At 62.3% G+C, this 19,514-nt stretch carries 16 protein-coding genes; 10 read left to right on the top strand and 6 right to left on the bottom strand.

Features of this window, described 5'->3' with window-relative positions:
• Window positions 1–17: 17 nt before the first annotated feature.
• Complete coding sequence (locus tag SCL_RS00250; RefSeq protein ID WP_172426068.1) at window positions 18–1,493, top strand: ammonium transporter; 1,476 nt, start codon at window positions 18–20, stop codon at window positions 1,491–1,493.
• Between the two features lie 133 nt (window positions 1,494–1,626).
• Here the strand turns inward: SCL_RS00250 and SCL_RS00255 are convergent, their stop codons facing one another.
• Both SCL_RS00255 and speE read right to left on the bottom strand, forming a co-directional pair.
• A complete protein-coding gene (locus SCL_RS00255) occupies window positions 1,627–1,860 on the bottom strand; it encodes a CDGSH iron-sulfur domain-containing protein (RefSeq protein WP_096359061.1) in 234 nt (77 codons plus the stop codon).
• 110 nt (window positions 1,861–1,970) lie between these two features.
• Entirely contained in the window at window positions 1,971–2,810 is an 840-nt protein-coding gene (gene speE / locus SCL_RS00260) for a polyamine aminopropyltransferase (RefSeq protein ID WP_096359062.1), read from the bottom strand.
• A 78-nt stretch (window positions 2,811–2,888) separates the two neighbouring features.
• Between speE and speA the strand changes: the two genes are divergently transcribed.
• Window positions 2,889–4,781: a biosynthetic arginine decarboxylase gene (gene speA / locus SCL_RS00265; RefSeq protein WP_096359063.1), complete on the top strand. Its 1,893-nt coding sequence runs from the start codon at window positions 2,889–2,891 to the stop codon at window positions 4,779–4,781.
• Window positions 4,782–4,790: 9 nt separating this feature from the next.
• On the opposite strand, the gene SCL_RS00270 is transcribed toward speA, so the two are convergent.
• From SCL_RS00270 to SCL_RS00285, 4 genes are all read right to left on the bottom strand, one after another.
• Window positions 4,791–5,360 (bottom strand): SPOR domain-containing protein, encoded by a 570-nt coding sequence (locus SCL_RS00270; protein ID WP_096359064.1) that lies wholly within the window; start codon window positions 5,358–5,360, stop codon window positions 4,791–4,793.
• Between the two features lie 110 nt (window positions 5,361–5,470).
• A complete protein-coding gene (argS, locus tag SCL_RS00275; protein WP_096359065.1) occupies window positions 5,471–7,231 on the bottom strand; it encodes an arginine--tRNA ligase in 1,761 nt (586 codons plus the stop codon).
• A gap of 272 nt (window positions 7,232–7,503) precedes the next feature.
• Window positions 7,504–8,160 carry a hypothetical protein gene (locus tag SCL_RS00280; RefSeq protein ID WP_197702656.1) on the bottom strand — a complete coding sequence of 219 codons (657 nt, stop codon included), beginning with the start codon at window positions 8,158–8,160 and terminating at the stop codon, window positions 7,504–7,506.
• Window positions 8,160–10,658: a penicillin-binding protein 1A gene (locus tag SCL_RS00285; protein ID WP_172425852.1), complete on the bottom strand. Its 2,499-nt coding sequence runs from the start codon at window positions 10,656–10,658 to the stop codon at window positions 8,160–8,162. Before SCL_RS00285 ends, SCL_RS00280 begins: the two co-directional genes overlap by 1 nt.
• Before the next feature lie 291 nt (window positions 10,659–10,949).
• On the opposite strand from SCL_RS00285, the gene SCL_RS00290 reads away from it, so the two are divergent.
• The 8 genes from SCL_RS00290 (at window position 10,950) to SCL_RS00325 (ending at window position 19,316) form a co-directional block, all read left to right on the top strand.
• Window positions 10,950–12,026, top strand: coding sequence for a pilus assembly protein PilM (locus tag SCL_RS00290; RefSeq protein ID WP_096359067.1), 1,077 nt, complete (start codon window positions 10,950–10,952; stop codon window positions 12,024–12,026).
• Complete coding sequence (locus SCL_RS00295; protein WP_096359068.1) at window positions 12,023–12,598, top strand: PilN domain-containing protein; 576 nt, start codon at window positions 12,023–12,025, stop codon at window positions 12,596–12,598. The genes SCL_RS00290 and SCL_RS00295 overlap by 4 nt, the downstream gene beginning before the upstream one ends.
• The gene (locus SCL_RS00300; protein ID WP_096359069.1) at window positions 12,595–13,215 is read left to right on the top strand and encodes a type IV pilus inner membrane component PilO; all 621 of its coding nucleotides are present in this window, start codon (window positions 12,595–12,597) and stop codon (window positions 13,213–13,215) included. The genes SCL_RS00295 and SCL_RS00300 overlap by 4 nt, the downstream gene beginning before the upstream one ends.
• Before the next feature lie 5 nt (window positions 13,216–13,220).
• Window positions 13,221–13,739, top strand: coding sequence for a pilus assembly protein PilP (locus SCL_RS00305; RefSeq protein ID WP_172425853.1), 519 nt, complete (start codon window positions 13,221–13,223; stop codon window positions 13,737–13,739).
• A 26-nt stretch (window positions 13,740–13,765) separates the two neighbouring features.
• Window positions 13,766–16,369 (top strand): type IV pilus secretin PilQ, encoded by a 2,604-nt coding sequence (locus SCL_RS00310; protein ID WP_172425854.1) that lies wholly within the window; start codon window positions 13,766–13,768, stop codon window positions 16,367–16,369.
• A gap of 77 nt (window positions 16,370–16,446) precedes the next feature.
• Window positions 16,447–16,989 (top strand): shikimate kinase AroK, encoded by a 543-nt coding sequence (gene aroK, locus SCL_RS00315; protein ID WP_096359072.1) that lies wholly within the window; start codon window positions 16,447–16,449, stop codon window positions 16,987–16,989.
• The gene (aroB, locus tag SCL_RS00320; RefSeq protein ID WP_096359073.1) at window positions 16,970–18,055 is read left to right on the top strand and encodes a 3-dehydroquinate synthase; all 1,086 of its coding nucleotides are present in this window, start codon (window positions 16,970–16,972) and stop codon (window positions 18,053–18,055) included. Before aroK ends, aroB begins: the two co-directional genes overlap by 20 nt.
• 115 nt (window positions 18,056–18,170) lie before the next feature.
• Entirely contained in the window at window positions 18,171–19,316 is a 1,146-nt protein-coding gene (locus SCL_RS00325; RefSeq protein WP_096359074.1) for a deoxyguanosinetriphosphate triphosphohydrolase, read from the top strand.
• Window positions 19,317–19,514: the final 198 nt, after the last annotated feature.

Raw genomic sequence — 19,514 nt, forward strand, 5'->3', positions numbered from 1 at the left:
GAGAAAATTCCATGTTTATGTCATTCAATCTGAAAAAGCTGTTCGGCGCCCTGGGCGTCGTGCTGCTATTGGGCGCGCCGTTGCTGGCGATCGCCGAAGATACTGCGGCTCCCGCCGCCGCAACTGTTGCGGCGGCCCCGGCTGCCGCCGCAGCGGCACCCGCGCCTGCGCCGAACAAGGGCGACACGTCCTGGATGCTGGTGTCCACGGCGCTGGTGCTGATGATGAGCGTGCCGGCGCTGGCGCTGTTCTACGGCGGCATGGTGCGCTCAAAGAACGCGCTGTCGGTGCTGATGCAGGTGTTCGTCGTGTTTTCGCTGCTCACGGTGCTGTGGTGCATCTACGGCTACAGTCTCGCGTTCACCGAGGGTAACGCCTGGTTCGGAGGGTTCGACCGGCTGTTCCTCAAGGGCACGTTCGACGCCGCCACCGGCGCGTTCTCCATGGGCGCGACCTTCAGCAAGGCGACGCCGATCACCGAGCTCGTGTTCGTGGCGTTCCAGGCGACGTTCGCGGCCATCACCGGCGCGCTGATCCTGGGCGCCTTCGTCGAACGCGTGAAGTTTTCCGCGGTGCTCATCTTCATGGTGCTGTGGTTCACCTTCGCTTACCTGCCGATTGCGCACATGGTCTGGTTCTGGATGGGTCCGGATGCCTACACCGCGGCCAACGTCGTGGATGCCATGAACGCCAAGGCCGGCATGCTGTGGCAATGGGGCGCGCTCGACTTCGCCGGCGGTACGGTGGTGCACATCAACGCCGGTGTCGCGGGTCTGGTCGGTGCTTACCTGGTCGGCAAGCGCACCGGGTTCGGCAAGGAGCACATGGCGCCGCACAACCTGACGCTCACCATGATCGGCGCCTCGCTGCTGTGGGTCGGCTGGTTCGGTTTCAACGCCGGTTCCGCGCTCGAAGCCAACAACTCGGCCGCGCTCGCCTTCATGAATACGTTCCTGGCGACCGCCTGTGCGGTGCTGGCGTGGACGTTCGGCGAGTGGATGTTCAAGAGCAAGCCCTCGATGCTGGGCGCCGCCTCCGGTGCGGTCGCGGGCCTGGTGGCGATCACGCCGGCGGCCGGCAACGTCGGCATCCCCGGCGCGTTCGTGATCGGTACGGCCGCAGGCTTCGTGTGCCTCTGGGGCGTGAACCAGCTCAAGCGCTGGCTCAAGGCCGACGACTCACTCGATGTCTTCGGCGTACACGCGGTTGGCGGCATCCTCGGCGCCTTGCTCACCGGCGTGTTCAACTCACCGTCGCTCGGCGGACCCGGTTTCTACAACAACTGGTTCGAGATGCAGCAGGGCTTCGGCGGCATCGGCGCGCAAGTGCTGATCCAGGCCAAGGCCGTGGGCGTCACGGTCCTGTGGTCGGCCGTGGTTGCCGCGATCGCCTACAAGATCGCCGACTGGACGGTGGGTCTGCGCGTCACCCCGGAAGAGGAGCGCGAGGGTCTGGACACGACGTCTCACGGGGAGTCGGCGTATCGCATTTAAACAAGAATTTCTTCCTGGAAATTATACGGGCGCCTCGGGCGCCCGTTTTTTTTGGTGAAGCGCAGGGGATGATACGTGAGGAATCCGGGCACCGCTTCGCGGCAGGCCTCGATGTCGCCGCGGTCCGGCGGTGTCAGAGTTTCTTGTGGGTGCCGTCGCAGAAGGGCTTGGTGAGCGTGCGTTTGCAGCCGCACAGGGCCACCTTCTCCGCCTTGGCCAGTTCGAACTTTACCGGTTCGGTGCCGCTGCCCTTGTGCGAGCCGTCGCAGAACGGCTGATTTTTGGATTGGCCGCAGGCACACCACCAGTAGGTGCCGGGCTGGAGGTCGAGCAGGTACGGGCCTTTCTGGGCGATTTTGGGTTCCATGGTGAGTCCTGATGGTGGATGGGGTTTTTATGGAGCAGAGTCGGCCGGGATATATACGCTGAACGCCGTCCGGGTTCAATCGCGCCGGCCGATCACGCCAGTCCTCAAGCTCAGCGCAGGAATTCCGGACGGGCGAGCGCCGCCGCGTGAATCTCGTGGTTGTAATAACGCGTGGCGAATCCTTTCGCGGCGGAGTCTTGGGCGCGGAATTGCGCCACCGATCCCTGTTTGCAGGCCATGGTGGCGCTCCACCAGCCGGAGGGATAGGTGCACTGCGGGAAGAACAGCGTGGCGACATCGCGAAAGCCGGCGGCCTTGAAGGATTTTTGCACCGAGCGGATCAGGTCCGCATGAAACAGCGGCGACTCGCTCTGCCCGACGACGACACCGTTCGGTCGCAGCGCTTTCAGACAGTTTTTGTAGAAGGTTTCAGAGAACAGCCCGGCCGCCGGTCCCACCGGGTCGGTGGAATCAACGATGATGACGTCGTAGCTGCCGGGTTTCGCGTCCGCGACCCATTTGATCCCGTCAGCGAAGTGCAGCCGCGCGCGCGAATCATTGTTCGATTCGCACAGCTCGGGAAAGAATTTTTCCGCCACGCGCGTGACACGCTCGTCGAGCTCGACCTGCTCCGCCAGCTCCACGGATGGGTGCTTCAGGACTTCATGCAGCGTGCCGCAGTCGCCGCCGCCGATGACCAGCACCCGTTTCGGATCGGGGTGGGTGAACAGCGCCGGGTGCGACATCATTTCGTGGTACATGAAGTTGTCGCGATCGGTGACCATGACCAGGCCGTCGAGCGTCATGAGCGTGCCGAAGGTCTCGGTCTCGTAGATCTCGATGCGCTGGTAGGGCGACTGCTCGTCGTGGACCTTGTCCTTGATCTTGAGCGAGATGGCGGAGCCCTGTCCGGCCCATTCTTCGGTGTACCAGGTTTTATCCAGTGACATGGTGGCGGGTTGCTAGTGGCGGGTGAAAGGCTCTCAAGTATACTAGCCGCTCGCCACCCGCTACTAGCCACGGATTTCATGATCGACTGGTCCATCCAAAAAGCCCGCGACACCTACAACATCGCCCACTGGAGTGGCGGCTACTTCGACATCAACAGCAAGGGCCACCTCCTGTGCCGGCCCGACGGCCGCGCCGAGCATCCCGGCATCGACATGTTCGAGCTGTCCCGCGAGATCAAGGCCGCCGGCCTGTCGCTGCCGGTGCTGGTGCGCTTCTCCGACATCCTGCGCCACCGCGTCGAAACGCTGTGCCGCGCCTTCGACCGCGCCATGCAGGCCGACGCTTACCGCGGTCAATACACCTCGGTTTACCCGATCAAGGTCAACCAGCAGAAAAGCGTGGTCGAGAAAATCCTCGCGCGCGACGACGGGCGCGTCGGGCTCGAGGCCGGCTCCAAGCCGGAACTGCTGGCGGTGCTGGCGCAGTCGCGCCAGGACGGCGGCGTGGTGGTGTGCAACGGTTACAAGGACCGCGAGTACATCCGGCTGGCGCTGATCGGACTGGCGCTGGGCCACCGCGTTTACATCGTCGTGGAAAAACCGACGGAGCTCGAGCTGGTCATCCAGGAATCCAGAAATCTGGGTATCACCCCGCTGATCGGCTTGCGCATGCGTCTGGCCTCGATCGGCGCTGGCAAATGGCAGAACTCCGGCGGCGAGAAATCCAAGTTCGGCCTGTCGGCCTCGCAGGTGCTGGACGCCATCGCGCGCCTGCGCGCGGTCAGCCTGCTGCCGTCGCTGCAGATGATGCACTTTCACATGGGCTCGCAGATTGCCAACATCCAGCACATCCAGCTGGGCATGCGCGAGGCGGCGCGCTACTACGCCGAATTCCGCGCCGCCGGCGCGGATATCAAGGTACTGAACGTCGGCGGCGGACTGGGCGTGGACTACGAGGGCACGCGCTCGCGCAGCTTCTGCTCCATGAATTACTCGATCGACGAGTACGCGCACAACATCGTGCATGCCATCAGCGAAATCTGCGCCGAGAAGAAGCTGCCGCATCCCGACATCGTCACCGAATCCGGACGCGCCGTGACCGCGCACCACGCGGTGCTCATCACCAACGTGGTGGACACCGAATCGGCCCCGGGCGCGGACTCGGTGCCGAAGGCAACGGAGAACGAACCGGCCATCATCCGCGACCTGTGGCAGACGCTCGCCACGCTGTCGGAGCGCTCCGTGGTCGAGGCCTATCACGACGCCGCCTACCGGCTGTCCGAGGCGCAGGGCATGTTCAGCCACGGCGTGCTGACGCTGGCGCAACGCGCGCGCGCCGAGCAGATTTATTTCGCCATCTGCTGGAAGGTGCGCGAACTGTTGCAGCCGGCGAGCCGCACGCACCGCGAGATTCTCGACGAGCTGAACGAAAAGCTGGCGGACAAGTATTTCTGCAATTTCTCGCTGTTCCAGTCCATGCCCGATCACTGGGCCATCGACCAGATCTTCCCGGTGGTGCCGCTCAATCGCCTGAACGAGCCGCCCACGCGCCGTGGCGTGATGCAGGACATCACATGCGATTCCGACGGCAGCATCGACCTGTACGTGGACGGCGAGGGCATCGATTCCACGCTGCCGCTGCACCCGTTGCGCGAGAACGAGCCTTATTTGCTGGGGATTTTCCTGGTCGGCGCCTACCAGGAGATTCTCGGCGACATGCACAACCTGTTCGGCGACACCGATTCCATCCACGTGGAACTGCTGCCCGACGGCAGCCACCGGCTGCTCGCCGCCGCGCGCGGCGACACCGTGGACTCGGTGCTGCGCTACGTGCATTTCAACGCCGACGACCTGCTCGCCTCCTACCGCGCCAAGATCGAGCGCGCCAAATCGCTCAGTGCGGAGAGTCGCGAAACCTATCTTGCCGAACTCTCGGAGGGGTTGAAGGGTTATACCTATCTGGAAGACTGAAGCGCGGGGCTAGCCGGTTTCGCCCTTTTTGACCTTGAGCCGGATCGCCTTGATGCCCATTTTCTGCAGCTGCGCGGCGGTGGCGTCGAGCTGATCGATATTCTCGTAAGGCCCGAGGCGCACGCGGTGATACTCGCCCTTGCCCTCGATGGTGATTTTCTGGATGTGCGCCACCAGGCCCCCGAGCGCGAGCCGGGCCTTCATGTTGTCGGCCTCTTCGAAGCCCGCGAACGAGCCAGCCTGCAGGATATAGCTGACGCCCTCTTCCGGTTTGGCCTGGACCGGCTTGGCGCGCGCGCGCCGTTCCGGCAGCACGGTCTCGGTCTCCGGCAGGATGGTGTAGAAATCGAATTTCGGCTTGGGGGGCTTTGCCGGTTCCGGTTCTTTTTTAACCGGTTTTTCCGCAGGTTTGTTGATGCTGGAAAAAAGATTCCCCAGGCCGCTGCGGCCGTCGCCACGGTGGGAGTACATCTGCCACAGCATCACGCCCGCCACACCGATGCCGATACCCACCAGCAGGAACAGCCAACCGGGTTTGCGGAAACGGCGTACCGAGAAACTTCTGCGCCTGCGAGCCATAGTTCAGTACAAAGTTCAGAGTACAGGGTTCAAGGTTCAAGAGTACAGGGTTCGGAGTACAGCACTGAACTTTAATCTCTGTGCTTTGAACCCTGTACGTTAAGGCAACTTTACATTGACTCGGGGGCCGACACACCCAGGAGTTTCAGCCCGTTGGCGAGCACCTGACGCGTGGCCACGATCAGGTTGAGGCGCGCGTCGCGCAGCGCGGCGTCTTCGACCAGGAAGGTGTGCGCCCCATAATAGGTGTGGAAGTCATAGGCCAGCTCGCGCAGGTAGTAGGCGAGCTGGTGCGGTTCGCGGTCGCGCGCGGCCGATTCCAGCAACTCCGGGTAGCGTGCCAGCCGCTGGATCAGCGACAGCTCGTGCAGCTCCGTGAGGCGCGCCAGGTTCCGGTTTCCGTTTTCCGGGTCATGACTGAAGCCCTTTTCCTTCATCTGGCGGAACACGCTGTAGATGCGCGCGTGCGCGTATTGCACGTAGAACACCGGGTTGTCGTTGGATTGCGACTTGGCCAGGTCGAGATCGAAGTCCATGTGCTGCTCGCACTTGCGCAACACGTAGAAAAACCGCGCGGCATCGTTGCCGACCTCGTGCCGCAGTTCGCGCAGCGTGACGAACTCGCCGCTGCGGGTGGACATCTGCATGCGCTCGCCGCCTTTATAAAGAATGGCAAATTGCACCAGCAGCACGTGCAGCCGTTCCGGGTCGTCGCCGATGGCCGCGAGCGCGGCCTTCACGCGCGGCACGTAGCCGTGATGGTCCGCGCCCCAGATGTCGATCACCTGGTCATAGCCGCGCTCGAGCTTGTCCATGTGGTAGGCGATGTCGTGGGCGAAATAGGTCTTCTGGCCGTTCTCGCGCACCAGCACCCGGTCCTTCTCGTCGCCGTAATCGGTGGAGCGGAACCACAGCGCGCCGTCTTTTTCATAGGCATGTCCTGACTTCTTCAGGCGCTCGACGGCGCGCTCGGCGGCGCCATCTTCCACCAGTGCGCGCTCGGAGAACCACTGGTCATAGGTGACGCCGAACTCTTCCAGATCCTGGCGGATGTCGTCGAGGATGACCTTGAGTCCGAGGTCGAAAACAATGCGATAAACCGCCGGGCCGAGCAGGGATTTGGCACGCTCGATCAGCGCATCGATATGGGTTTCCTTGTCGCCGCCCTTGGGTTCGTCGGCCGGCAGGTTTTCGAAAATCTTCGTGGATGCGTGGCGGTACTGGTCGCCGTTTTCGCGGTGCAACGTGGCGCCGATGTCGTAGACGTAATCGCCCTTGTAGCCGTTCACCGGAAAGTCGAATTTCTCGCCGCACAGTTCGAGGTAACGCAGCCACACGCTGGTGGCGAGGATGTCCATCTGGCGTCCGGCATCGTTGATGTAGTACTCGCGGTGCACCTGGTAGCCGACGGCATCGAGCAGGTTGGCCAGCGTCGCGCCATAGGCGGCGCCGCGCCCATGACCGACGTGCAGCGGGCCGGTGGGATTGGCCGAAACGAATTCCACCTGCACCTTGCGCCCGGCGCCCATGCGGCCGCGGCCGAAGGCCTCGCGTTGTTCCAGGATCTCGCGCACCACGCTGTGATAGGCGGAGGCGGCGAGGAAAAAATTGATGAAACCCGGGCCAGCGATTTCGACCTTGACGACCTTTTCGGACGCGGGCAAGGCCTTGACGATTTTTTCCGCAAGCTCGCGCGGTTTCACGCGCGCCTGCTTGGCCAGCACCAGCGCGATGTTGCAGGCGAAGTCACCGTGCTCCCTGGACTTGGCATGGTCGATGGTGATGGCCACGCCATGATCCGGCGGCAACGCGCCGGTGGCCTCGAGGCCCGCGAGCGCCGAGGCGATCAGGTTTTGGATGTGATGCTTCAAGGGAATGTCCGATATTGTTTGTCGTCTCAGCAATGTCTTGCGTTTTGCCCTCTCCCCTTGTTCCCGCCGGGGTGCGGAAAAATCATGCGCACCCGTTCGGCGGGAGAAAGGTCCACCGGACCTTTCTCTGTTTCCGCCTCACCTCCCGCAATGCGGGAGAGGGGGAGTCGGTTGGCTTCAAGCCGACAACCTTTAATTTCGGCTTGAAGCCAGAGACATTGACCGGGCGCCGATTCTACCGGCCCGGCGGGGGCGCGAGAAGCGGTGACCGCTTACGGCCCGGCCGCCTCGCTCATGAGATTTTCCACTTCCCGCAGATTGGCGCGTTTCATCGGCTTGCCGTCCACCGGACTCAGCGGCGCCTCACGCGCTTCAAGCCGGTCGAAGATGCACAATTCAACCGGAACGTCGTCGGCGGTGAAGCGGTAAGCCGGGAACGTCGCCTGGCGGTCGCCACCGAAACGCAGGCGCCGATCTGTCAACTCATAAGGGATGCTGTGTTCCTGCAGCCAGAAACCGATTTCCTCCGCGGTGTCGGCGGTGAGGTGTAATTCGATGGCGCTGGCCGGTGTCACAGTGCCGCTCAGGACCGGCCCCACGAGCCGGGGCTCGAAGCGGGCCAGAAAGCGCATGGCCTCGGCAGCGAGCTCGCGCAGGCGGCGCACGCTCTGAATGAGGCTTCCGCCGTGAAACAGCCGCAAATGTTCCTGCAGGGCGGAATCGACCTCGTTATTGCCCGGCAAATGCCGGGTCTCGGGCAGGCCCAGGCGCGCGGCGGCCTTGCGCTTGGCGCTCTGGAAATCGCGCACGCCCTCTTCCGCCATGATGCGCGCGGCGTCGGTGGCGATCCGCCGGCGCAGTTCATCCGCCGCCGGCGAGTTGGGTTTGGCGCGCTGCCTGGCCGGGGATGAACGGGACTTGTAGGCCATCAGAACAGGTTCTCGCGGATGTTCTCCGGCGGTCGCGCCGGGGCGGCAGCACCGTCGGTTTCGCCCTCGGTACCGGGAAGATCCTGCGGTGTTTCCGTGCCCGGGGCGAAATATTCTTCCATCGCCTCGGGGTCGTCGGGCGTGGTGGGTTTGCCGGTTTCGCTGTTGATGGTGAGGCGCACCATGGTTTCCGGCGGCACCGGGGGCTTTTCCGGTACGCCCGCGAGCGCTTCGCGCATGAAGTCGATCCACACCGGCAGCGCCGTGCGCCCGCCGGTTTCGGCGCGGCCGAGCGACACCGGCTGGTCGAAGCCGACCCAGGCCGTCGCCGCCACCTCGCTGTTGAAGCCGGAGAACCAGGCATCGCGATAGTCATTGGTGGTCCCGGTCTTGCCGGCCAGGTCCTTGCGTCCCAGCACCAGTGCGCCGCGGCCGGTGCCGGCGCGGATGACGTCCTGCATCATGCTGGCCATGAGAAAACTGGTCTCGGGGCTCAGTACGCGCGGCGCGTGCACCGGCTGACCCTTGTCCGCCGCCATGCCCGTGGTTGCGGCGGCGGGCGGATTTCCCTGCGACTCGGTCGTTCCTGCGCGCCCGGCGTTCGCGATACTTGTGCTTCCCGGTACATCACATTCGCGGCAGACGGTCGCGGGGTTCGCCTGTTCCAGGACGTTGTGATTGGCATCCTCGACACGCGCGATAAAGTATGGCGTGACACGGTAGCCGCCATTGGCGAACACGGTGAAGGCGTTCACCATCTGCATCGGCGTGGCCGAAGCCGTGCCCAGCGCCAGCGACAGGTTGCGCGGCAGCTTGGCCGGATCGAAACCGAAGCGCTCCATGTATTCGACGGTGTAGGCGACGCCGAGCGCGCGCAGCAGACGCACGGCCACCAGGTTGAGCGACTGCGCCAGCGCCACGCGCAGTCGCGTGGGCCCGAAGAATTTCTTGCTGTAGTCCTCGGGGCGCCACTCCTCTTCGGGGGACTCGCCGTCCATGACGATCGGCGCGCCGCTGACGGTGCTGGCGGCGGTGAAGCCCTTGTCCAGCGCCGCGCTGAAGATGAAGGGCTTGATGCTGGAGCCGGGCTGGCGTTCCGCCTGGGTCACGCGGTTGAAGCTGCTCTGGTAAAAATCGAAACCGCCGGTGAGTGCGAGCACAGCACCGTCGACGGGGCGCAGGGCCACCAGCGCGCCGGCCACTTCCGGTATCTGCGCCAGGCGCCAGGGACCGGTTTCCGGCAACTGTTGCGGATCTTCAACGGCTTCGAGGTAGATGATGTCGCCCGGCTTGACTGCGTCGGCGGCGTTCTTGACAGGGTTGCCCAGGGTGTTTTCATCGATATAACGCCGGGCCCAGGACAGCCCGCCCCAGCCGAGCTCGACCGTGGCGCCGTCCTGGGTGTATACCTGCGCGCTTTTTTCCCCGACTTCGAGCACGACGCCCGGCAACAGATCACCCACGACGCGATAATCCTTGAGCGCATCGTCGAGATAGATGGCGTCGGGTTTTCCGCGGAAGGCCACCTGCCCGGCCGGGCCGCGGTAGCCGTGGCGGCGATCGTATTCCAGCAGACCGGCGCGCAAGGCCCTGACGGCGGCCTGCTGGTGCCGGGCCTTGAGTGTGGTGTAGACGTGAAAACCGCCGGCGTAGGTTTTTTCGTCGTAGGTCTGGATCATGTACTGGCGCACCAGCTCGGCCACGTAGGGCGCCACGGTGTCCGATTTGAGATTGTGCCGGGCGGCAGCCAGTGGCGCATTCACCGCCTCGGCATAGGCCGCTTCATCGATGAAATTCAGGTTGAGCATCTGTTTCAGGATGGCGTTGCGCCGCTCCGTCGCATTTTCGGGATTGTTCAGCGGGTTGTCGCGCGACGGCGCCTTCGGCAGTCCGGCGAGCATCGCCATTTCCGGCAAGGTCAGCGCCTGGAGGTTCTTGCCGTAATACGTCTGGGCGGCGGCGGCGAAGCCATAGGAGCGGTGTCCGAGAAAGATCTTGTTGAAATAGAGTTCCAGGATCTGCTGTTTGCTCAGCTCGCGTTCGATCTTGAAGGCCAGCAGCACCTCCTTGATCTTGCGCGTGTAGGTTTTTTCAGGGCTGAGGAAAAAATTGCGCGCCACCTGCATGGTGATGGTGCTGGCGCCCTGCGATGTCGACTGGGTGCGCAGGTTGTGCAGGGCGGCGCGCAGGATGCCGACGAAGTCCACGCCGTGGTGATAGTAGAAGGAGCGGTCCTCGGCAGCCAGCACCGCCTTGATGAGCAGGTCCGGGACTTCTTCGATTTTCACCGGGATGCGTTTTTCCTCGCCGAATTCGGCGAGCAATTCCCCGTCGGCGGTGTAAACCCGCAGCGGCACTTTCAGCTGCGCGCCCGAGAGGTCGTCGAGGGCAGGCAGCGTCGGCGTCAGGATGAGCGCGATCAGGGTGAGTATCACCACTGCGCCCGCGAGCAGGCCAAACAGCGCGATCAGCGCCAGTTGCCAGGGTTTGGCAGGCAAATGCTGGCGGGTCCAGCGGGAGAAAGCGCTCCCAGAATCATTCATATGGGTGAGGCTGGCGGAAGTTTGTGTCAGGGAGCGTCCGGAAACCGGCGCGACCGACAGTATAAACCACAGTCCGGCCGCTGCGGTATTTATGAACGCGACGCCTCCCCGTGCCGGAAAAATCTGCGGGAAAACCCATAAATACCGGCAAATTCAGCAATTTGTCATTTTCGAATTCTATGGTCTATATTTGATCTACATTTATATGTATCAATCATAACTCAAGGATTTAGAGAGGAAAATAAAGTGAATGCCCTTTCGGGTTTATTTTCCAAAAAGAAGCCGCCACTGATAGGAATCGACATCAGCTCCTCTGCCGTCAAGGTGCTCGAGCTGAGCCGGAACGGCGAGCATCTGCGCGTCGAGCGCTATGCGGTGGAACCCCTCCCCCAGAATGCCGTGGTCGAGCACGCCATCACGGAAGTCGAGCAGGTGGCGCAGGTGGTGGAGCGCGCCATCAAGAAGTCCGGGACCAAGGTCAAGCACGCGGCCGTGGCGGTGCCGGCGGCGCATGTCATCACCAAGACCATCAAGATGGCGGCCAACCTGAGCGATCAGGACCGCCAGACGCAGGTGGAAATGGAGGCGGACCATTACATCCCCTATCCGCTGAACGAAATCAATCTCGATTTCCAGGTTCTCGGCCCTTCGGAGAGCAATCCGGAAGAGGTGGACGTGCTGATGGCCGCCTGCCGCAAGGAAATCGTGGACGACTATCTCGCCGTCATCCAGGCGCCAGGCCTGACGCCTTTGGTGGTGGATGTCGAAACCTATGCCATGGAGAACGCGTTCTCGCTCATCACCAGCCACATGCCCGGTGGCGGCATGGAAAAGACCATTGCCGTGCTCGACATCGGCGCCACCGCGACCACCATCAACGTGGTGCACAACAATCGCTCGGTTTATACCCGCGATCATGCCTTCGGCGGCCGGCAGCTGACGGAAGAGATCCAGCGCCGTTACGGCCTCTCTTATGAAGAGGCGGGGCTGGCCAAGAAACAGGGTGGCCTGCCGGACAATTACCAGACCGACGTGCTGCGGCCCTTCATGGAGGCCATGTGCCAGGAAATCATGCGCGCCCTGCAGTTCTTCTACTCCTCGACGCCGTTCAACAGCGTGGACCAGTTGCTGCTGGCGGGGGGCTGCGGACAGATCGCGGGCATCGATGAACTGGTGGCGGCTCGTATCGGCGTGCCGGCCATGGTGGCCAACCCCTTCGCCAGCATGTCGCTGGCCTCGCGCATCAAGCCGCAACATCTTTCCAATGACGCGCCTTCGCTCATGATCAGCTGCGGGCTCGCCATGCGGAGCTTCGACGAATGACCACCCGCATTAACCTTCTTCCATGGCGCGAAATGCGCCGCAAGGAACAGGACCGCCAGTTGCTGACGATCGCCGTTGGCGCGTGGATCCTGATGGGCGTGATCATCTTCTATGCGCATGTGCATGTCAGCGCGCTCATAGAAAACCAGAACAAGCGCAACGAGTTCCTGAATCAGGAAATCGCCAAAGTCGAGCTGGAAATCAAGGAAATTGCCGAGCTGAAAAAGAAGCGCGCCGACCTGATCGCGCGCATGAACGTGATCTACCAGCTGCAGGGAGACCGCGCCAAGGTGGTGCATCTTTTCGACGAGCTGGCGCGCAAGCTGCCGGAAGGCGTCTATCTGGTGTCATTGAATCATACCGGCAGCAGCATCGCGCTCAAGGGTGTGGCCCAATCCAATGCCCGCGTCTCGGCGCTCATGCGCAACCTGGCCGCGTCCGACTGGTTCGCCGAGCCGGAACTTGAAGTGATCACCGTCAAGGCTCAGGGAAGCGATCGCGTCAGCGAGTTTTCACTCAAGGTCAAGCCAGTCGCGAAGCAGCAGAGCAAGATCGAGGATACTGGCACATGACCCTGGACGATCTGAAAAATATCGATGTCAACAACCTCAGCTCCTGGCCGGTGCCGATCAAGATCGCCGGCATCCTGTTCGTATGCGGCGTCATACTTTTTGCCGGTTTCTGGTTTCTGATCCAGGGCGAACTGGACGAGTATGGCGCGGCGCAAAAAACCGAGGAGGGCCTGCGCGAGACCTACCTGAACAAGAAGGCCCTGGCGATCAATCTGCCGGTCTACCGGGAGCAGATGGAAGAAATGGAACAGACCTTCGGCAGCCTGCTGCGGCAGTTGCCCAATACCACGGAAGTTCCCGATCTGCTGGTGGACATCACTCAGGCCGGGCTCGGCCGCGGTCTGGAGTTCGCGCTGTTCCGCCCGGAAAAGGAACTACCCAAGGATTTCTACGCTGAACTGCCGATCAGCATCCAGGTACGCGGCAGTTATCATGAGCTGGCGCAGTTCGTCAGTGATGTTGCCGCGCTGCCCCGCATCGTGACGTTTGGCGACATTAATATTTCATCTGGAAAAGACAGCAAGCTGACCATGGCGGCCAAGGCCAAGACCTATCGCTATCTGGAGGGAGGCAGCGCCCCGAAGTCGCCGGCAATGAAACCCCGGGGACGGAAATGACAGCCATGAAACCGGTACTCCCTCTGTTGATGGCGGTCCTGTTTTGCGCGGCCCTGAGCGGCTGCAGCAGCGACGGCCTGGAAGACCTGCGTGATTTCGTCAAGAACGCCCATGCCGACAGAAAACCGAAAGTGGAACCGCTGCCGGAAATCAAGATGCAGGAAACCTTTATCTATAGCTCCGCGAACCTGACGGATCCTTTTGGCGCCTTCAATCTCAAGCCGCAGGGACAGAAGAGTGCAAGCGGCCCGCGCCCCGATCCGAACCGGCGCAAGGAACCGCTCGAGGACTATCCGCTGGACGCGCTGAAGATGGTCGGCACGCTTACGCGTGGCAAGCAGGCATGGGCCGTGATCCAGGCGCCGGACGGGACGGTGCACCGCGCCCAGGTGGGCGATCACCTGGGACAGAACTCCGGCATGATCAACAAGATCACCGATGAAAAAGTTGATCTGATTGAATTGATACAGGGAACGATGGGCGACTGGGTCGAACGTGAAGCCAACCTGACATTGCTGGAATGAACTGGACAAATCAAGGCAGGAACATCATGAAACAGCAGACACTAATCTTGCGCACGATCATGGCCACCGCTGGTCGTTGCTTGGCGTTGTTGCTCGCTTTGGCAGGGACCACCGTCACCGCATCGGGTGCGGAGATCCAGTCTCTTGTCTGGGAACCGGGAAGCGATACGCCGGTGCTGCAGGTGCGCATGAGCGGCGAGGGCGCCTACACCACCCAGGTGCTGGAAGACGGTCAGCGGCTGCGCATCAGTTTTCCCGACAGCAGCATGGGACCGGCACTCGCCGAAATTCAGGGGCTGGACAAGGTGAAGGGCGTGTATCCCTATCTGGCGGATAACGGCACGGCGGTGGTGGTGGATTTGCTGATGAACGAACCCGGCCAGCTGGATGTGCAGAAAGCCGAATACGGATACCGGGTGGTGGCTTCCTCCTCCGCGGCGCCGTCATCGACGGCGGCCGTTCCCGCGCCCGCCACGGTGGCTGTCGCGCCCAAGGCCGAGGCACCCGCTCCGGAGCAACCGGCCGCGGCGCCGGCAGTGGACGACAGGAATTCCATCGAGGATATCGTCTACACCAAACTGCCGGGTGACCGGATCCAGATTACCTTCAAGATGACGAAGCCGCCCGTCGAGCCGAACGCCTTCACCATCACCAATCCGGCGCGGATCTCGCTGGATTTTCCGAATACCCGGGTCGGGCTGGAAAAGAAAAGTCTCGCGGTCAAGGAGGCAGCCGTGACCAGCGTGACCGCGATCGAGGCCGAGGACCGCACGCGCGTGGTACTGAGCCTGATCAAGCCGGTCGCGTATTCCACCAGCATCGAGGGCAACAATTTTGCCGTGACCGTGGAAGCGCCCGTCAGCGCCATCGCCGGGGCGGTGGAACCGAAGACCACGCATTTCGCCAGCACCCGCAAGGCCGGAAAATTCAGCCTGAAAGGCATCGATTTCCGGCGTGGGCCGCAGGGCGACGGCAAGATCATCATCAACCTGTCCGATCCCGCCGTGGGCATCGACATCCGCGAACAGGCCGGCGAGATCATGCTGGACTTCCTGAACACTGCCGCACCTGCCGAGTTGCAACGCCGGCTTGACGTGGTGGACTTCGCCACCCCGGTGCAGACGATCGACACCTTTGTGCAGGGCAAGAACACGCGCATGATCATCACGCCCAAGGGCAAGTACGAGCACCTGGCCTACCAGACCGGCAATGTCTTCACCGTCAGCGTCAAGCCGGTGATCGAGAAGCCGGATGAGAAAAAGGTGGACGAGTTCGGCTATTCCGGCGAGAAACTGTCGCTCAATTTCCAGAACATCGAAGCGCGCGCCGCGTTGCAGGTGCTGGCGGATTTCACCGGTCTCAATTTCGTCGTGAGCGACACCGTCAGGGGATCGCTGACGCTGCGCCTGAAGGACGTACCGTGGGACCAGGCGCTCGACCTGATCCTGGACAGCAAGAACCTGGCGATGCGCCGCAAGGGCAACGTGATCACGGTCGCGCCCGCGCCCGAGGTGGCGGCCAAGGAGAAGGCCAATCTGGAAGCGACCAAGGCGGTCGTCGAGCTCGAACCGCTGGTCTCGGAGCTGATCCAGATCAATTACGCCAAGGCTGAAGACATCGCCAGCCTGCTCAAGTCCATCAAGGCCGTGACCACCGCCAGCGCCCAGGAACATCCGGTGTTCGGCAGTGCCGCCACCGGCGCCACCGTCGAACGGTCGAGTTCCTCGAATACGCTGTTGTCGCCGCGCGGACAGGTGACCGTGGATGAGCGGACCAATTCCCTCCTGATCCAGGACACACCGGGAAAAATCCGCGAGGTACGCCAACTGATTGCCAAGCTGGATCAGCCCGTGCGTCAGGTGATGATCGAATCCCGTCTGGTGGAGGCGACCGACAATTTCAGCAAGTCGTTGGGCGTGCGTTTTGGTACCAAGTACACCGATACCTCTCCCAGCGGCCGCGGCGGCGCGGTATCGGGCACGGTAAGCGACAGCTCTTCCATTGTTGCGGCTGGAACGCTTTCCGCCAATTCCAGCGGTCTTAATGTCAATTTGCCGTCCCCCGGCATCGGCACGTCCGTGGCCGGTTCCATCGGCATCACCATTGCCAAGGTCGGTTCAAATGGCGGCCTGTTGAATCTGGAATTGTCGGCCCTGGAGCAGGAAGGCAACGGCAAGGTTATTTCCAGTCCGCGCATCATTACGGCCAATCAAAAGAAAGCCGTAATCGAACAGGGCCAGGAACGCGTGTTCACTACCAGTGTGCTGGGCGTCGGTTCCGTGGTTACCAAAAAAGCGACGCTTAAACTCGAAGTTACACCCCAGATCACGCCGGATGACCGCGTCAATCTGGAGGTGAATATCACCAAGGACAACTTCACCGATGCCATCAACGGTGTACTGAACATCAAGGACATCAAGACCCAAGTGCTGCTCGACAATGGCGAAACTGTGGTCATCGGCGGTATCTACGAACAGGACAAGACCGATACCATCACCAAGGTCCCGTTCTTGGGCGATCTCCCCCTGCTCGGCTGGTTGTTCAAGGGCAAGGAGACCAAGGACAACAAGACCGAGCTGCTGATTTTCCTCACGCCCCGGATTCTCTCGGATAACCTGAGCCTGCGCTGAGCCTTCCCTGACAACCCCGCCGCCGAATGGCGGCGGGGTTGCTTGATTTATGGTCGGGATGCTGGCATACCTGAACCATGAGCCGGCCGGACAATATCTTCCTGATCGGTCCGATGGGAGCGGGGAAATCCACCATCGGACGCCATCTTGCCGAACTGCTGAACAAGGAATTCCGGGATTCCGACCACGAAATCGAGAAGCGCACCGGTGCCGGCATCCCGCTTATATTCGAAATCGAGGGCGAGGCCGGCTTCCGCAACCGCGAATCGTCGATCCTGGATGATCTGACGCGCCAGTCCAATCTGGTGCTGGCCACCGGTGGCGGCATCATCCTGTCCCCGGACAATCGCAAAATCCTGCATGAGCGCGGCATCGTGGTGTATCTGCATGCCCCGCTGGAAACGCTGCTCGCCCGCACGCGCCGCGACCGCCATCGTCCGCTCCTGCAGACCGCCGACCGCCGCCGCACGCTGGAGGATATTCTCAAGGCGCGTGAACCTATTTACCGCGAAGCGGCGGACTTTGTCATTGAAACCTCGCACCGCTCGCCGGTGAGCGTGGCGCGCGAGATCGTTCGCAAACTGGAATCGCATGTTAAAAATGAAAACCTTGCCTCTTGATCTCGGCGAACGCAGCTACCCGATCCACATCGGCTCCGGCCTGCTCGGCCAGGCCGACATGCTCAAAAAACATGTCACCGGCAGCCGGGTCGCCATCGTGACCAATGAAACCGTGGCGCCGCTGTATCTGGCGAAAGTGCGCGGGCACCTGGGCGCCCTGCAACCGCTGGAGGTGATCCTGCCGGACGGCGAGCAGTACAAGACGCTCGAGGTGCTGAACCGGATTTTCGATGCCCTGCTGACGGCGCGCTGTGACCGGCGCACCACCGTTATCGCGCTCGGCGGCGGTGTCATCGGCGACATGGCCGGTTTTGCCGCGGCCAGTTACCAGCGCGGTGTGCCTTTCATCCAGGTGCCGACCACGCTGTTGTCGCAGGTGGATTCCTCGGTCGGCGGCAAGACCGGCGTCAATCATCCGCTCGGCAAGAACATGATCGGCGCCTTCTACCAGCCGCGCGCGGTGATCATCGATACCGACACGCTCAACACCCTGCCGGACCGCGAATTGGCGTCCGGGCTGGCCGAGGTGATCAAGTATGGATTGATCCGTGACCCCGAGTTTTTTGCCTGGCTGGAAACGAATCTGGATAAACTGCTGGCGCGTGACCCGGAGGCACTGGCCTACGCCATCCACCGCTCCTGCCGCAACAAGGCCGAGGTGGTGGCGGCGGACGAGCGTGAATCCGGCGTGCGCGCCACGCTCAATCTGGGCCACACCTTCGGCCACGCGATCGAGACCGGTCTGGGCTACGGCGCATGGCTGCATGGCGAAGCCATTGCCGCGGGCATGGCGATGGCGGCGGACCTGTCGCGCCGGCTCGGCTGGCTGAAGGCCGCGGAAACCGCGCGCATTGAAAAACTGATCCGGCGCGCGCGCCTGCCGGTACGCGCGCCCGGCTCGCTCTCGCCCGCGCGCTTTCTCGAGCTCATGGCCGTGGACAAGAAGGTGCTGGACGGCCGCCTGCGGCTGGTGCTGCTCAAACATCTCGGCGAGGCCGTGGTGACCGACGAATGTCCGCGCGCCGAACTCGAGGCCACGCTCGCGTCCATGCGCGAAGCAGCGTAACCAAAAGCACAATAGACAGGATTTACGGGATTAACAGGATTAAATCATGAAAGTTAAATACTGGTTTTTGAAATCCTGTGAATCCTGTTAATCCTGTCCAATCCCGTTTTTAGGTATGCTCGCTTCTTACGCCGCTACCGAAAAAACCTCGCGTGGAAGACGGTATCCGGAAGCCTCGCCCGCGAACCGTTCCGAGTATCAGCGCGACCGCGACCGCATCATCCACAGCGCCGCGTTCCGCCGCCTTGAGTACAAGACCCAGGTCTTCATCAACCACGAAGGCGACCTGTTCCGCACGCGCCTGACGCACTCGATCGAGGTGGCGCAGATCGCGCGCTCCATCGCCCGCGCGCTCGGACTCAACGAGGATCTGACCGAGGCCATCGCGCTGGCGCATGATCTCGGGCACACGCCCTTCGGTCATTCGGGCCAGGACGCGCTCAATGAATGCCTGCGCGATTACGGCGGCTTCGAGCACAACCTGCAATCGCTGCGCGTGGTGGACCTGCTGGAGGAACGCTATGCCGAATTTCCCGGTCTCAACCTCACCTTCGAAACGCGCGAGGGCATCCTCAAGCACTGCTCGCCCAGGAACGCCCGCGAACTGGGCGAGCTGGGCAGACGCTTCCTGGAAAAGACCCAGCCCGGCCTGGAGGCGCAACTGGTCAACATCGCCGACGAGATCGCCTACAACAATCACGACGTGGACGACGGTCTGCGTTCCGGGTTGATCACGCTGGAACAGTTGCAACCTGTGGCCCTGTTCGCCAGGCAATACGACGAGGTCATGCGCCGCTATCCGGACATTCCACCACGGCGCGCCATTTACGAGACCATCCGCCGCATGATCGGTCAGGTGGTCACCGACCTGATCGAGAACAGCCGGCACCAGATCGCGCAGGCCGGGATCAAGAGTATCGAGGACGTACGTCGCTATCCCGGGCCCCTGATCACCTATACCCCGGAAGTGGCCGAAAAGTCCCGCGAACTCAAGCGTTTTCTGCGGCAGAACCTGTACGCGCATGAGCGCGTGACGCGCATGATGGGCGAGGCGATACAGATCGTACGCCAGCTGTTTGAGGCCTTTATGAAAAAGCCGGCATTACTGCCAGATCAATACCAGGAAAAACTCCGGCAGCCGAATGGGGTTGGCGAGCAGGCTCGCATCATCGCCGATTACATCGCCGGCATGACCGATCGCTATGCCATGCGCGAGCATGCGCGGCTGTTTGGCCGTCCCGGGGCGCCAGCCGGCGGCTAAAAGCCGTTTCCGCTCAGCCGTTTCGTTCCCGATTCGCCCCAAAAGCCACAGTTCCCCACGGGTTCCATTGAACCGGCCTCGGTGGGCCGGTATACTTTTCGCCCCTTTTGCTCGTGTTTTTTCGAGGTTTTCGCGGGCAGAAGAACGAATTTCCCCGATCCGGGCCAAACCCCCGCTGGTGAGTTCGAAAGCACGCAC

The sequence above is a fragment of the Sulfuricaulis limicola genome (assembly GCF_002355735.1).
GTDB classification, from domain to species: domain Bacteria; phylum Pseudomonadota; class Gammaproteobacteria; order Acidiferrobacterales; family Sulfurifustaceae; genus Sulfuricaulis; species Sulfuricaulis limicola.

Excerpts from the sequence above, each read along its gene's own strand:
- speA (WP_096359063.1), top strand. The coding sequence starts at position 2,889 with ATGATCGACTGGTCCATCCAAAAAGCCCGCGACACCTACAACATCGCC.
- SCL_RS00325 (WP_096359074.1), top strand. The coding sequence starts at position 18,171 with ATGCTCGCTTCTTACGCCGCTACCGAAAAAACCTCGCGTGGAAGACGG.
- SCL_RS00310 (WP_172425854.1), top strand. The coding sequence starts at position 13,766 with ATGAAACAGCAGACACTAATCTTGCGCACGATCATGGCCACCGCTGGT.
- SCL_RS00250 (WP_172426068.1), top strand. The coding sequence starts at position 18 with ATGTCATTCAATCTGAAAAAGCTGTTCGGCGCCCTGGGCGTCGTGCTG.
- speE (WP_096359062.1), bottom strand. The coding sequence starts at position 2,810 with ATGTCACTGGATAAAACCTGGTACACCGAAGAATGGGCCGGACAGGGC.
- SCL_RS00300 (WP_096359069.1), top strand. The coding sequence starts at position 12,595 with ATGACCCTGGACGATCTGAAAAATATCGATGTCAACAACCTCAGCTCC.
- SCL_RS00270 (WP_096359064.1), bottom strand. The coding sequence starts at position 5,360 with ATGGCTCGCAGGCGCAGAAGTTTCTCGGTACGCCGTTTCCGCAAACCC.
- aroK (WP_096359072.1), top strand. The coding sequence starts at position 16,447 with ATGAGCCGGCCGGACAATATCTTCCTGATCGGTCCGATGGGAGCGGGG.
- aroB (WP_096359073.1), top strand. The coding sequence starts at position 16,970 with ATGAAAACCTTGCCTCTTGATCTCGGCGAACGCAGCTACCCGATCCAC.
- SCL_RS00255 (WP_096359061.1), bottom strand. The coding sequence starts at position 1,860 with ATGGAACCCAAAATCGCCCAGAAAGGCCCGTACCTGCTCGACCTCCAG.
- SCL_RS00295 (WP_096359068.1), top strand. The coding sequence starts at position 12,023 with ATGACCACCCGCATTAACCTTCTTCCATGGCGCGAAATGCGCCGCAAG.
- SCL_RS00305 (WP_172425853.1), top strand. The coding sequence starts at position 13,221 with ATGAAACCGGTACTCCCTCTGTTGATGGCGGTCCTGTTTTGCGCGGCC.
- SCL_RS00280 (WP_197702656.1), bottom strand. The coding sequence starts at position 8,160 with ATGGCCTACAAGTCCCGTTCATCCCCGGCCAGGCAGCGCGCCAAACCC.